Origin of the sequence: Providencia sp. 2023EL-00965, from assembly GCF_033550225.1 — a bacterium.
Classification (GTDB): Bacteria; Pseudomonadota; Gammaproteobacteria; order Enterobacterales; family Enterobacteriaceae; genus Providencia; species Providencia manganoxydans.
In genome coordinates this window covers 81,893-95,264 of record NZ_JAWUEH010000012.1, presented here as the reverse complement: position 1 = coordinate 95,264, position 13,372 = coordinate 81,893, and the positions used below count along the sequence as shown (strand labels likewise).

The 13,372-nt window shown below is 41.6% G+C and carries 13 protein-coding genes; 11 read left to right on the top strand and 2 right to left on the bottom strand.

Going from position 1 to position 13,372, the window contains the following annotated elements; genetic code table 11:
- Nucleotides 1-271: 271 nt before the first annotated feature.
- On the bottom strand, nucleotides 272-1,207 hold the full coding sequence (locus SC428_RS15405; RefSeq protein WP_283125344.1) for a DMT family transporter: 936 nt from the start codon (nucleotides 1,205-1,207) through the stop codon (nucleotides 272-274).
- A 98-nt stretch (nucleotides 1,208-1,305) separates the two neighbouring features.
- Here SC428_RS15405 and SC428_RS15400 point away from each other — a divergent pair, with 98 nt between their 5' ends.
- The 11 genes from SC428_RS15400 to SC428_RS15350 all read left to right on the top strand — a co-directional run bounded on the left by SC428_RS15400 (nucleotide 1,306) and on the right by SC428_RS15350 (nucleotide 12,421).
- Nucleotides 1,306-2,121, top strand: coding sequence for a helix-turn-helix transcriptional regulator (locus SC428_RS15400; RefSeq protein ID WP_318708603.1), 816 nt, complete (start codon nucleotides 1,306-1,308; stop codon nucleotides 2,119-2,121).
- 221 nt (nucleotides 2,122-2,342) lie between these two features.
- Entirely contained in the window at nucleotides 2,343-3,473 is a 1,131-nt protein-coding gene (gene pdxB, locus SC428_RS15395; RefSeq protein WP_070929205.1) for a 4-phosphoerythronate dehydrogenase PdxB, read from the top strand.
- 94 nt (nucleotides 3,474-3,567) lie between these two features.
- Nucleotides 3,568-4,578 carry an aspartate-semialdehyde dehydrogenase gene (locus SC428_RS15390; RefSeq protein WP_318708600.1) on the top strand — a complete coding sequence of 337 codons (1,011 nt, stop codon included), beginning with the start codon at nucleotides 3,568-3,570 and terminating at the stop codon, nucleotides 4,576-4,578.
- Complete coding sequence (gene truA, locus SC428_RS15385; RefSeq protein WP_070929207.1) at nucleotides 4,578-5,393, top strand: tRNA pseudouridine(38-40) synthase TruA; 816 nt, start codon at nucleotides 4,578-4,580, stop codon at nucleotides 5,391-5,393. The genes SC428_RS15390 and truA overlap by 1 nt, the downstream gene beginning before the upstream one ends.
- A gap of 60 nt (nucleotides 5,394-5,453) precedes the next feature.
- Nucleotides 5,454-6,140: a DedA family protein gene (locus SC428_RS15380; protein WP_070929208.1), complete on the top strand. Its 687-nt coding sequence runs from the start codon at nucleotides 5,454-5,456 to the stop codon at nucleotides 6,138-6,140.
- 143 nt (nucleotides 6,141-6,283) lie between these two features.
- Nucleotides 6,284-7,264, top strand: coding sequence for an acetyl-CoA carboxylase, carboxyltransferase subunit beta (accD, locus tag SC428_RS15375; RefSeq protein ID WP_070929209.1), 981 nt, complete (start codon nucleotides 6,284-6,286; stop codon nucleotides 7,262-7,264).
- A complete protein-coding gene (folC, locus tag SC428_RS15370) occupies nucleotides 7,257-8,546 on the top strand; it encodes a bifunctional tetrahydrofolate synthase/dihydrofolate synthase (RefSeq protein WP_217495506.1) in 1,290 nt (429 codons plus the stop codon). The genes accD and folC overlap by 8 nt, the downstream gene beginning before the upstream one ends.
- Before the next feature lie 5 nt (nucleotides 8,547-8,551).
- Nucleotides 8,552-9,208, top strand: coding sequence for a cell division protein DedD (gene dedD, locus SC428_RS15365; RefSeq protein ID WP_070929211.1), 657 nt, complete (start codon nucleotides 8,552-8,554; stop codon nucleotides 9,206-9,208).
- A gap of 325 nt (nucleotides 9,209-9,533) precedes the next feature.
- Nucleotides 9,534-10,037 (top strand): colicin V production protein, encoded by a 504-nt coding sequence (gene cvpA / locus SC428_RS15360; RefSeq protein WP_070929212.1) that lies wholly within the window; start codon nucleotides 9,534-9,536, stop codon nucleotides 10,035-10,037.
- A 14-nt stretch (nucleotides 10,038-10,051) separates the two neighbouring features.
- Nucleotides 10,052-11,569: an amidophosphoribosyltransferase gene (gene purF, locus SC428_RS15355; protein WP_070929213.1), complete on the top strand. Its 1,518-nt coding sequence runs from the start codon at nucleotides 10,052-10,054 to the stop codon at nucleotides 11,567-11,569.
- A gap of 279 nt (nucleotides 11,570-11,848) precedes the next feature.
- Entirely contained in the window at nucleotides 11,849-12,421 is a 573-nt protein-coding gene (locus tag SC428_RS15350) for a UbiX family flavin prenyltransferase (protein WP_140178666.1), read from the top strand.
- A gap of 49 nt (nucleotides 12,422-12,470) precedes the next feature.
- Here the strand turns inward: SC428_RS15350 and SC428_RS15345 are convergent, their stop codons facing one another.
- Nucleotides 12,471-13,196, bottom strand: a complete 726-nt coding sequence (locus tag SC428_RS15345; protein WP_070929214.1) for a methyltransferase family protein — start codon at nucleotides 13,194-13,196, stop codon at nucleotides 12,471-12,473.
- Nucleotides 13,197-13,372: the final 176 nt, after the last annotated feature.

The window sequence follows — 13,372 nt, the reverse complement described above, 5'->3', positions numbered from 1 at the left end:
AAAGCACAAAGCGAGCAGTGTAGCTAAAGTCACGGTGGCTATTCGAAATGGCTTAATATTAGGGAGCATGGCTATCCTTTTACATATTCATCATAATATTAGTTACCTAATCCATAATGTTTTCAACAATGTAATATTTAATGTATTGGTATTTTATTAAATAAATTAAATTAAGATGATTCATTTAATAATTAATGGGTATAAATAAAAAACATAGCCCCACATAAGTGGGGCATATGGATTACGACATTGCATTGCTTGAAAGCTAATTTTACTGGCTGTTATCGTTTACGCAATCTTTTTTCTGCTCAATGTGTTTTTTACTCTTGAAAAGATCAGTCAGTGGCGTGCGTAATTGTTGTGCTAACATTACACCAAGTAAGACCACTCCGCCGCCTAATAGATGGTAGCTTTTTAATTCTTCGCCGAGCGCAAAAATCGCGATAATTGCTGTAAATACTGGCGCTAAATTCATAAAGATAGATGTTGTATTGGCACCTAAGCGCATCACACCTTGGATCCACATCGCAGGGGCGATAATTGATGCTGCAATCCCTGCGAAGGCCACAAGACCAATATTATGGCTATTGAGTGAAACATCGTCAGCCAATAAAAAGTTAGGTATTAATAGGAGCACACCAAAGAAAATCTGCACATACAGTGAATCCCAACTTGATAACTGAATTGCCCAACGTTTAGTCAGTACGCCATATAAAGCATAGGCTGCGGAGGCAATTAACATCAATAGCTCACCTGTACCAAGTCCTTGAGAAAATAGAGTGGCAGGGTTTCCTTGACTCACTAGCCAAACTAACCCAACCAATGACAGTAGTGTACCGATAAAAATACCGACCGTTGGAATGACTCGTAGGACAAATATACTAATTACCACGGTTAGCAATGGGATCAATGAGTTCATGATCCCCATAAAGGTTGCGCTGACTGAGTGGGCCGCATAATAAGCAAGGCTTTGATAAAGCATCATGCCTAGTGCCCCTAAAATGGCTAATTGCCACCAATGTTTTTTGACAACCGACCAATGTCTAAGAACTGAACGCAGTACGAATGGAGTCATGACTAATAGTGCTAATGCCCAACGGTAAAAAGATATTGCCGCAGGATCGATGGCCGTTGCAGCCGCTTTATTGACAATCGCATTGATTGACCACAGTAAAACCGCTATTAACGGAAAGATTAAATTTTTCATCAAATGCTTCTCCCTAATGATGGCAATAGTATAGCCTTGTCAGATTTTTTATATATACTGATATTCAGACATTCGATAACGGTTTTCAGACAACATTCATGAAACAAATTACAAACACATCGAAACGACTAATTAATGAGTGCAATATCATTGAACCTGCGTTTATTGCCTTACGGCATGAACAAATTGATACCCAGACAGAGTATAAATCTCACTCTCATTCGTTTGGGCAATTGCTCTATGTGGTGTGTGGGATCATGGAAATGGAAGTTGGCGGTAAGCATTATCTAGCGCCACCTGAATTTTGCATTTGGATACCTGCCGATGTCCAGCATGCGAGTTTTAATAAACAAAGTGTTAAATTTCGGATCATCGATTTTGCACAACACCTCAGCGGCAAGTTAGCCTCTCGTGCCTGCGTAGTTCGACTAAGCCCCATTTTTCAGACGATTATGTCCAATTTTTATCAAAGGGGAATTGTTGAGCCTCAAACCGATGAAGATAAGCGCTTAGCCAGTGTGTTGGTTGACCAATTTGCACTTTCACCTTGCCAAGATACCTATCTTCCTATCACAAAAGATAAATTTTTAGCCCCCATTTTAGATGCCTTACAAAGAGATCCCACTGATAACTCGACTTTAGCGCAGTGGGCTAAACGCAGTTACACCTCAGAACGAACGTTATCGCGTCGTTGTCAGCAAGAGCTAGGGATGTCGTTTAGTGAATGGCGTCAGCGTTTACGTTATTTGCATGCGGTAGCTGGATTAGAACGCGGAAAAAGTGTGCATGAGGTCGCGCTGGATGTGGGCTATAGCTCCGCATCGGCATTTATTGCAATGTTTCAACAAATATCGGGTGTGACCCCTGATCGTTTTCGTACTAAAGAATCGTTAAACGAAGTAAATCGTACATAGGAAATGGTGCTGGAACGTGGCAAAATAGATGACATACTCGTCATACTTCAAATTGCAGCGCTTCTCATTAATATAGGGCACCTACACTCACTGACGCTAGCCACAGTGTTTTCTATACTTCTAGCTGAGCGTTCGTTTATCGCCTAGCTGCACCTTGAATGATTTAGAGTATACTTTGCATTTTTATTTAAAAGACGCGTGATGATATTGGGGCGAATTCAGTGAAAATTTTAGTTGATGAAAACATGCCATATGCTCAGCAATTATTTAGCAAGCTAGGTAAAGTTACTGCTGTGCCAGGCCGCCCAGTACCTGAAGGTGAATTGCTTGATGCCGACGCACTTATGGTACGTTCAATTACCAAAGTTAACAGCGCATTACTTAGCCATACACCAGTTAAATTCGTGGGTACGGCAACAGCGGGCTTTGATCACGTCGATACAGCATGGCTCAACCAAGCCAAGATCGCGTTTTCTTCAGCACCGGGTTGTAACGCAATCGCTGTGGTTGAATATGTATTTTCTGCATTATTAATGTTAGCGGAACGCGATCATTTTGATTTGCGTGATAAAACAGTCGGAATTATTGGCGTTGGTAATGTTGGAGGCCGTTTAGCCAATCGCTTGGCAGCTTGGGGGGTAAAAACATTATTATGCGATCCTCCTCGTGCGCAAGCAGAAGGTCAGGGCGAATTTTTACCTTTAGAAACAGTACTGGCGGAAGCGGATGTTTTGACTTTCCATACCCCATTGAATATGGATGGTGCGGATAAAACCTACCATTTAATGGATACTCAACGTTTGGCTGAGCTACGTGATGGCACGATCCTTATCAATGCTAGTCGTGGTGAAGTCGTTGATAATCAAGCTTTGTTATCACTATTGAAACAAGGTAAATCGCTTTCTGTCGTTTTAGATGTGTGGGAGCCCGAGCCAGATTTAGATATTGAATTACTTCAATGGGTAGACATTGGCACACCACATATTGCAGGTTATACCCTTGAAGGTAAGGCACGTGGTACAACCCAAGTCTACGAGGCGTATTGCCAATTCTTAGGCAAACCAGACAATATCGCGCTGTCTTCTTTATTACCTACACCTGAAATTAGCGCACTAACATTTCAAGGTAAATTATCGCAAAGTCAGCTCAAAAGGCTGGTTCATCTCGTGTATGATGTGCGTCGCGACGACGCTGCATTGCGTGAAGTCGCCGCAATACCCGGTGAGTTTGACAAATTACGCAAGCACTATCAGGAGCGCCGTGAGTGGTCGTCTCTCAACATTGGTTGTGATGATGCTCAGGTTGCATCACAACTATCTGCACTGGGTTTTAATGCACATTTAATTAAGTGAATACAGCAAACAACGATAATAAGTTGATGATTACATCATTAACTTATTATTTGCTAATTATTTCATTTAATCGTTATTTTTTGGAGAAACAGCAATGACTGAAGGTTGGAATATTGCGTTATTGGGTGCAACCGGCGCTGTCGGTGAAGCCATTTTAGCATTATTACAAGAACGCGAATTTCCGGTTGGCGAATTGTACTTGTTAGCCAGCGAGCGAACAGCAGGGGAGAGCATTCGTTTTAATGGCAAAAGTTATCAAGTCCAAGATGCTACCGACTTTGATTGGTCGCAAGCTCAAATGGCGTTCTTTGCTGCAAGTGATGAAGTCAGCTTGCAATATGCGGAACAAGCGGCACAAGAAGGTTGTATTGTGATTGATAGCAGTGGTGTGTTTGCTCTCGAACCAGATGTCCCTTTAGTTGTACCGAGTGTAAACCCGCATGTCTTAGCTGATTATCGCAATCGTAATATTATTGCTGTTGCAGATAGCTATGTGAGCCAATTATTGAGTGCCACTAAGCCATTAATTGATGCGGCAGGAGTGGGACGTATTACGCTGACAAATATGTTATCTGTTTCTGCTTATGGTAAATCGGCAGTGGATGAACTCGCAGGACAAAGTGCCCGTTTGTTAAATGGCATCCCAGCTGAAGAAGGCCGTTTTACTAAACAACTCGCATTCAATATGTTACCAACATTAGCCGATGAAGAAGGCAGTGTACAGCAAGAGCGCCGTCTGGTTGAGCAAGTACGCAAAGTATTGCAGGACGATGGACTACCCGTTGCTGTGAGCTTTATTCAATCACCAGTATTTTATGGTAATGCCCAAGTGGTTTACCTTGAAACCTTACGACCCGTCGGTATGGAAGAAGCTCGCGATGAACTTGAACGTTTTGATGATATTCAGGTCTCAGAAGAAGGCGATTATCCAACTCAAGTGACTGATGCCTCTGGCAACGATTATTTGAGTATTGGTTGTATCCGTAATGATTACGGTATTCCTGAAATCTTACAGTTTTGGTCGGTTGCCGATAATGTGCGTTTTGGCGGTGCATTGATGGCAGTTGAAACCGCAGAAAAACTGGCTCAGGAGCTATCTTACTGATGTCCGAGTCAACCCAGTTGTCTCGCATTGCGTTAGGCATTGAATATAACGGTAGTCGCTATTATGGCTGGCAACGCCAACAAGAAGTAAAAAGTGTACAAGGTTGTCTCGAAGAAGCGCTGTCTAAAGTGGCTAATCAGCCGATTAGTGTGTTTTGTGCGGGGCGTACTGACGCAGGCGTACATGCGACAGGGCAGGTGGTGCACTTTGATTCGCCAGTAGTGCGCAAAGAGGCAGCGTGGACAATGGGCGTTAATACCCATTTGCCTGACGATATTGCCGTGCGTTGGTGCCAAGGTGTTGATGAAGAATTTCATGCGAGATTCAGTGCAACAGCACGTCGTTATCGTTATGTCATTTTTAATCATCGCTATCGACCTGCGATTTTATCGAATGGCGTCACGCATTTTCATTATCCATTAGATGAAAAAAGAATGCATCAGGCGGCGCAAGTTCTATTGGGGGAAAATGATTTTACCTCATTCAGAGCAGTCCAGTGCCAGTCAAGGACGCCTTGGCGTAATGTAATGCACGTGCAAGTTAGCCGTCATGGTAACTATGTGGTGGTGGATATCAAAGCCAATGCATTTGTTCATCACATGGTCAGAAATATTGTTGGAAGTCTGCTAGAGATTGGTTGCGGTAATCAAGATATTAATTGGATGGCAGAATTACTGGAACTTAAGGACAGAACAAAAGCTGCGGCGACCGCTAAAGCTGAAGGTTTGTACTTAGTTGCGGTTGATTATCCTGAGAAATTTGCTCTGCCATCGAATGTGATGGGGCCGCTTTTTTTAGCCGATGAGCTGATGTAAATCTAATCTTAAGAATCTTAGATATAGCAGGGACGCTATTCATAAATCACGAGGACATTTATGGAGTTTATCAGTTTTATTATCGATTTCATTCTGCATATCGATGTGCATCTAGCAGAGCTGGTTGCTGAATATGGTACTTGGGTGTACGGTATTTTATTTCTGATCTTGTTTTGTGAGACTGGGCTGGTAGTAACCCCATTCTTACCTGGTGATTCATTATTGTTTGTCGCAGGAGCAATTTCTGCATTAGATAGTAATGATTTGAATGTGCATTTAATGGTTACACTGATGATCATCGCGGCTATTTTAGGTGATGCAGTTAACTATACAATCGGTCGTATATTTGGCGAAAAATTATTTAAAAATCCCGATTCAAAAATTTTCCGTCGTGTTTATTTAGATAAAACCCATGCGTTTTATGAAAAACACGGTGGTAAAGCCATTATATTGGCGCGGTTCGTGCCGATTGTTAGAACTTTTGCGCCATTTGTTGCAGGAATGGGCAAAATGTCTTATCGTCATTTTGCCTTTTATAATGTGACAGGTGCGTTATTATGGGTGTTATCATTCACTTATGCAGGTTACCTGTTTGGTGATTTGCCGTTCGTACAGCAGAATTTGAAATTATTGATAGTCGCCATTATCTTTATTTCTATTCTTCCGGGGGTGATTGAAGTGATCCGTCATCGCCGTGCAGCAGCGAAAGAAAAGCGTGTCGCTACGCAAAACAGTGATAATCCGTAACGGATTTTAAATTTTTTTATCCACAGTGGAGTACCATTGTGGTTTAATGGCACAAAATTACATACTGGTGTTTTACCTGAGAGGCGTTATATTCGGCTTCTCAAGGAAGTAGCCAGAGATCAATCAGACGAAAAGGTCTATTAATGAGCTGGATTGAAAAAATATTAAAGAAAGGTAACTTGACCCAATCAACTAAAGTCAATATCCCTGAAGGGGTTTGGACTAAATGTGATAGTTGTGGACAAGTATTGTATGGGGCTGAGTTAGAGCGTAACTTACAAGTGTGCCCTAAATGTGATCATCATATGCGCATTCATGCACGCCAGCGCCTTGAAGCTTTTCTTGATGAAGACTCTACAACGGAATTAGGCAGTGAACTTGAGCCAAAAGATATACTCAAGTTCCGTGATTCAAAAAAATATAAAGATAGAATTTCAGCGGCTCAAAAAGAGACGGGTGAAAAAGATGCTATCGTGGTAATGAAAGGGACGTTAAAAGAAATGCCAATTGTTGCGGCGGCATTTGAATTCTCTTTCATGGGTGGCTCAATGGCATCCGTTGTTGGTGCTCGCTTTGTTCGTGCAGTTGAACAAGCTCTAGAAGATAACTGCCCATTAGTGTGCTTCTCTTCAAGTGGTGGCGCGCGTATGCAAGAAGCGCTGTTGTCACTGATGCAAATGGCGAAAACCAGTGCAGCGTTAGCAAAAATGCAAGAACGTGGTCTGCCATACATCTCTGTATTAACTGACCCAACCATGGGTGGGGTATCGGCAAGTTTAGCAATGTTAGGTGATATCAACGTCGCTGAACCAAAAGCGTTAATTGGTTTTGCAGGCCCACGTGTTATCGAGCAAACGGTACGTGAAAAATTGCCTCAAGGCTTTCAACGTAGTGAGTTCTTGTTAGAGAAAGGCGCTATCGATATGATCGTTCGCCGTACTGATATGCGTGATACGTTAGCTGATGTATTAGCAATGTTAACCAATAAACCGAGCTTCAATACAGAAGAGTTTGTACCTGTGGTTGAAGAGGAAGTGAAAATCGATATCGCTAAAGACGATGTTGTCATCGATGCTCATGAGCAAGTAAAGGACTCTGCTAAGCATAAAAAAGATGATGAGTAATCAATTTACTATTCCAAATGCCGAGTCTCCATTGGAGACTTGGCTTTCATATCTTACAGACCTGCATAGCCAAAATATTGATATGGGGCTAGAGCGCGTCGGACAAGTTGCTCGTCAAATGGGGTTGCTTCAACCCGCACCTCACGTGATCACCGTGACAGGCACTAATGGTAAAGGGACAACCTGCCATACTCTTGAATCTATTTTAATGGCGGCTGGCCTCAAAGTGGGAGTTTATAGTTCACCACATCTAGTCCGCTACACCGAGCGGGTACGTATTCAAGGTCAAGAGCTAGCTGAAGCGGATTTCTGTCGTGTATTTGCTGATATAGAAGCGGAACGTGGCGATATTTCATTAACTTATTTTGAGTATGGCACATTGGCAGCGCTGAAGTTGTTTAAACAGTCTGCGTTAGATGTGGTGATCCTTGAAGTAGGGTTAGGTGGGCGTTTAGATGCGACCAATATCGTCGATGCTGATGTCACGGCAATCACCAGTATTGCTATCGATCACACTGATTGGCTAGGCTCTGACAGAGAACACATTGGTTTCGAGAAAGCGGGTATCTTCCGTGGTGGTCGTTATGGTGTAGTCGGTGAACCAGACATGCCTGAATCGATCGGTCAATATGCCAATGAAATTGGTACTCTGCTGTTTCGTCGTGATAAAGATTGGTCTTTTGAGCAACACGAAAATAATTGGTCATGGCAAAGCGATAAATACCAGTGGGCGAATTTACCGTTACCTAATGTACCGCTCGCTAATGCAGCGACTGCTTTAGGGGTTATTTGCTGTCTCAAAGAAACTAACCATCAACTAGCCAATAAAATTACTGATCAGGCGGTGAGAGAGGGCTTGAAGTCTGCTCAACTCCCTGGGCGTTTTCAAATTATTGGTGAGAAACCGTTGATGATACTGGATGTGGCGCATAATCCACATGCAGCAGGTTATCTGGTGACTCGTTTAGCACAACTTCCTTCGGTTGAAGGGCGACGGATCCGTGCGGTAGTTGGTATGTTAGGCGATAAAGACATCCAAGGCACATTAACGCGTTTATCTGAGCAAGTGACGGATTGGTATGTGGCGTCATTAACTGAGTTTCGTGGTGCATCAGCATCTCAATTAAGCCAATATCTAGATTCGCCAAAGGTATTTGATTCGGTTGATGAAGCATGGCAGCAAGCTTGTGTTGATGCAACAGAGAAGGATATTGTGATTGTTTGTGGTTCTTTCCATACTGTTGCTCATGTAATGATGTTGTTAGATCAAACAAAAGGATAGCGTAGGTGGCAAGTAAATTTCAAAATCGTCTTGTCGGCGCCATTGTTTTAGTTGCTGCGGGGATCATTGTGTTACCCGCATTACTTGATGGCGATAAGAAATACAATGAAAATGAATTTGCGGCCATACCTATTATTCCAAAACCGGGTGACGAGCAAGATATCGAAGCGATCGCACCGCTGACGCAATCTTCGACGTCAGGCGCGGTATCGGAAGCCATGATATCTGAAGCGATTTCTGAGCAGAAACAAGATGAACAGCAGCGCGAACAGCAATCTGCCACAACATTGCCAGAAAAAGCGGTTACCCCAACTGAACAGCCTAAAAAGCCAGAACCTAAACCTACGCCAAAACCTGAAGTGAAGCCAGTGCCGAAGCCGGAACCAAAACCAGAGCCTAAGCCTGAAGTTAAAGCTCCACAGGGGAAAGCGTTTGTAGTGCAGCTTGGTGCATTGAAAAATTCAGTGAAGGTTGAGGAAATTGTCGCAAAATTACGGTTGTCTGGGTATCAAGTCTATACGGTTCCTTCACGACCAGTGAATGGCCAATTAACGCGTATTTTTGTTGGGCCAGAAGCTTCACGGCAACGCTTAGAAAGCGCATTACCTGAGTTGCGTTCGATAACAGGGCTGCAAGGTGAGATTAGGGCTTTCAAGCCATGAGTAAATCATCGTATTGAATTAGGAATAAGATACTCGTTATCATTCGATTTATAGCATATTGCGTTGAAGTATAGTGACTATACTCAACGCAATAGTCATATACTGCTGTAGGCCCTTGGCGACGAATTGATTTGTCGTCTAGTTGTATTTCGAATTATTTAGAGTATAAAAATTTGAGTTTTTAACCAATTGTAGCGGCGAATATGAATTTTTCTTTTCGCCGTTGGTTTTTTTAAATTGTATGTAAATTGGTTACGCAAACGTTTTCGTTTTCTGTTAGAATGCACTCCAGCCACTGCCGTGGGTGCGAATTTTGGAATGAAATATGGTCTGGTTAGATTATGCAATTATTGCCATCATTGGCTTCTCGGCACTGGTAAGCCTGATCCGAGGGTTTGTTCGCGAGGCTTTATCACTGATAACATGGGGCTGTGCATTCTTTGTTGCTAGTACATTTTATCCTTACTTAGCACAGTATTTTACGCGCTTTGAGGACATACTAGTCAGAAATGGTATTGCTATTGCTGCATTATTTATTGCGACATTAATTGTCGGTGCAGTTGTTAACTATGTGATTAGTTCTCTGGTTCAAAAAACTGGCTTATCGGGCACAGATCGTGTTCTGGGGATCTGCTTCGGTGCGTTGCGTGGTGTGTTAATTGTATCTGCGTTATTATTTTTTCTTGATACCTTTACACCACTTCCTCAAAGTGAGGATTGGCAACGTTCGGAACTTATTCCGCAGTTCAGTCATATAATCAGGTGGTTCTTTGACTACCTGCAAAATGCGTCAAGTTTCCTACCGGAGAACATCTCTCCGTCTGGCTGATGAGGAAAGACTAAATGTGCGGTATTGTCGGTATCGCCGGTGTATCACCGGTCAACCAATCTATTTATGATGCTTTAACTGTGCTTCAGCACCGTGGGCAAGATGCAGCAGGGATTGCTACCATTGATGGCAAAAATAATATTCGTTTACGTAAAGCGAATGGCCTCGTAAAAGATGTTTTTGAAACGCGGCATATGCTCAGACTGCAAGGTTGCATGGGAATTGGCCATGTACGTTATCCAACTGCGGGAAGTTCAAGCGCATCAGAAGCACAGCCCTTCTATGTGAACTCGCCTTTTGGTATCACCCTTGCTCACAATGGGAATCTGACAAATGCGCATGAACTGACGCGTCGTTTATTTGAAACAGCTCGCCGTCATGTGAATACCACCTCGGACTCTGAGATTTTATTAAATATATTGGCTTATGAGTTAGACCGCTTTGATCACTTTCCACTTGAGCCAGACAATGTATTTACAGCTGTAGCTGCCATGCATAAAAGATTGCGTGGGGCATATGCATGTGTGGCCTTGATTATTGGTCATGGCATGCTGGCATTTCGTGATCCTCACGGTATCCGTCCATTAGTATTAGGTCGTCGGGTGCTGGAAAATGGGGCTGAAGAGTACATGGTAGCTTCAGAAAGCGTTGCATTAGATACACTAGGCTTTGAGTTTTTACGTGACGTTGCACCCGGTGAAGCGGTTTATGTGACTGAGAAAGGTCAACTGTATACACGCCAATGCGCCGAGAACCCACAATTAACGCCATGCTTATTTGAGTATGTTTATTTTGCTCGCCCAGACTCTTTTATCGATAAAATATCAGTGTATAACGCAAGATTGCGTATGGGGCAAAAGTTAGGCGCTAAAATTGCTCGTGAGTGGGAAGACTTACATATCGATGTAGTGATCCCAATACCTGAAACATCTTGTGATATCGCTTTAGAAATCGCGCATATTTTAGATAAGCCATACCGCCAAGGTTTTGTGAAAAATCGTTATGTTGGCCGCACATTTATTATGCCAGGGCAACAAGAGCGTCGTAAATCAGTTCGCCGTAAGCTGAATGCTAACCGTGCGGAATTCCGTGATAAAAACGTATTATTGATTGATGATTCAATTGTACGTGGTACCACCTCAGAACAGATTGTTGAACTGGCGCGTGAAGCTGGTGCGAAAAATGTTTATTTTGCATCTGCGGCACCTGAAGTTCGCTTCCCGAATGTGTACGGTATTGATATGCCAAACGCCAATGAATTGATTGCACATGGTCGTGAAGTTGATGAAATCCGTAAGCTCATTGGTGCTGATGGTTTGATTTTCCAAGATCTCAGTGATTTAGTGGATGCCGTTCGTGAAGAGAATACTGAAATCAGTGAGTTTGAATGTTCAGTGTTTGATGGTATTTATGTCACAAAAGATATCGACCAGACCTACTTAGATTATTTAGAGAATCTACGTAGAGATGATGAGCTAAAAATTAAAGATCAAAATGAGATTGAGAACCTAGAGATTTATAACGAAGGTTAATCACTTTTGATTTAAGAAGAAAACCAGCCTATGGGAAATCCCATTTTAGGCTGGTTTTTTTATTAGATAAGGTTTATATCTTGTTCAGCAAGCCGTAGCTTAAAAGTTACTCCTAAACATAAAACAAGCTCTATTATTTAATTTAATACTACTGAAAATTTCGATATTCTGAAAAGTTAACATCTTTAGTTTTGGCGATCTAACCGGTAGATTTGAAGGTTTTTAATCACAATAGCTGTTATGATTAGCGCTGGATATATTCGTTGGAAAGAGGGTGGCATGAAAAAGCTAATCATTGGTTTAACTGGTGCAAGTGGTGCCATTTATGGCATTAGGCTATTAGAAGTTTTAAAACCAGTGGATCATGTGGAAACACATCTTGTGATGAGTGCGGCTGCTCGCCAGACATTATCGTTAGAAACCGACTATACAGTAAAAGATATCCAACAGCTGGCTGATCATAATTATGATAGCCGTGATATCGCGGCTGCGATTTCATCAGGTTCATTTCGTACAGCGGGCATGGTGATCATGCCATGTACCATGAAAACACTGTCGGGCATTGTACATAGCTATACTGATACGTTAGTCACGCGCGCAGCAGATGTGGTATTAAAAGAAGGTAAAAAATTAGTGTTAGGCGTACGTGAAACCCCATTACATCTCGGCCACCTGCGTTTACTGGTACAAGCAGCCGAAATGGGCGCGGTGATCATGCCTCCAATGCCAGCTTTTTATCATCAACCCCAAACAATTCAAGATATTGTTGATCAAACAGTAAATCGAATTCTAGATCAATTTGATATTCAATTAGAACAAGATCTCTTTACCCGTTGGCAAGGTAGTAAATAATAAAATTTTAGGCTGAATTTAATTATATTATTCAGCCTAATAATAAATGTTATTTTTTAAATAGCTTAGGTAAAATCTTAGGTACGTTTTGTATATAATTATGGTAGTCTTGCCCTAATGTTTTTCTTAAGTCGTTTTCCTCTAAATAGATCCCCCAGAAAATATAAAGTGTCATACCAATATTAAATAATAACCGACCACTTGTCATATCAGGGGTAAACCAGAAGGCAATTAAAAAACCAGTCATCATTGGATGGCGTGTCAATTTATAGAAACCTTTCATTTGAAATGGAATATGGGTATAGATTTGTTTTTTCCATTGTAGCCAAGCTTGGCGTAAACCATATAAGTCACTATGACTCACCATAAAAGTTGAGCTGATACAGATCAGCCAACCTAACCCTCCAATGAGATTTAATCCGATTGCAATACTATTATTAGCAGGTAATTGCCAGAGGCTTCCCGGTAGCGGTTGCCAATACAGTGCTAAAAATATGAGTACCAAACCAGAGAAAAAGACATAACTATTTCGTTCTATGGCAGGAGACAATGGATACGATTGTTTAAATGTGAGTCTAGCGGGTAACGAATGTGAAAAAGCAAACAGCAAAAGTAGCGCAATATTGATAAGCCAAGGTGAAATATCGGATACACTGTTATCACTTTGCATATTGTGGATACCAATATTGGTTAATAGTAAAAATAAAAAGCTAAAACCAATTAGAAAGGAGATATAACTAATAAAACTATAAATTAATATAAGTAATCTTTTCATGTAAATTATCGCTCAATGTAATTAGTTAAAAGATTAATACCCATATCATATATAGCTTAATAATTAAGAAATAAAAACTCATAGATTGATAGTTATATAAATTAATTATTTCATTTTTAGTATATACTCCAAATAATTCAAGATGCAGCTAGGCGCATACATTAGTAGATGACTAG

What these genes read in the sequence shown, in the direction of transcription:
- SC428_RS15405 (WP_283125344.1), bottom strand. Translation starts at nt 1,207, where the DNA reads ATGAAAAATTTAATCTTTCCGTTAATAGCGGTTTTACTGTGGTCAATC.
- SC428_RS15400 (WP_318708603.1), top strand. Translation starts at nt 1,306, where the DNA reads ATGAAACAAATTACAAACACATCGAAACGACTAATTAATGAGTGCAAT.
- SC428_RS15390 (WP_318708600.1), top strand. Translation starts at nt 3,568, where the DNA reads ATGACTGAAGGTTGGAATATTGCGTTATTGGGTGCAACCGGCGCTGTC.
- truA (WP_070929207.1), top strand. Translation starts at nt 4,578, where the DNA reads ATGTCCGAGTCAACCCAGTTGTCTCGCATTGCGTTAGGCATTGAATAT.
- SC428_RS15380 (WP_070929208.1), top strand. Translation starts at nt 5,454, where the DNA reads ATGGAGTTTATCAGTTTTATTATCGATTTCATTCTGCATATCGATGTG.
- accD (WP_070929209.1), top strand. Translation starts at nt 6,284, where the DNA reads ATGAGCTGGATTGAAAAAATATTAAAGAAAGGTAACTTGACCCAATCA.
- folC (WP_217495506.1), top strand. Translation starts at nt 7,257, where the DNA reads ATGAGTAATCAATTTACTATTCCAAATGCCGAGTCTCCATTGGAGACT.
- cvpA (WP_070929212.1), top strand. Translation starts at nt 9,534, where the DNA reads ATGGTCTGGTTAGATTATGCAATTATTGCCATCATTGGCTTCTCGGCA.
- purF (WP_070929213.1), top strand. Translation starts at nt 10,052, where the DNA reads ATGTGCGGTATTGTCGGTATCGCCGGTGTATCACCGGTCAACCAATCT.
- SC428_RS15350 (WP_140178666.1), top strand. Translation starts at nt 11,849, where the DNA reads ATGAAAAAGCTAATCATTGGTTTAACTGGTGCAAGTGGTGCCATTTAT.
- SC428_RS15345 (WP_070929214.1), bottom strand. Translation starts at nt 13,196, where the DNA reads ATGAAAAGATTACTTATATTAATTTATAGTTTTATTAGTTATATCTCC.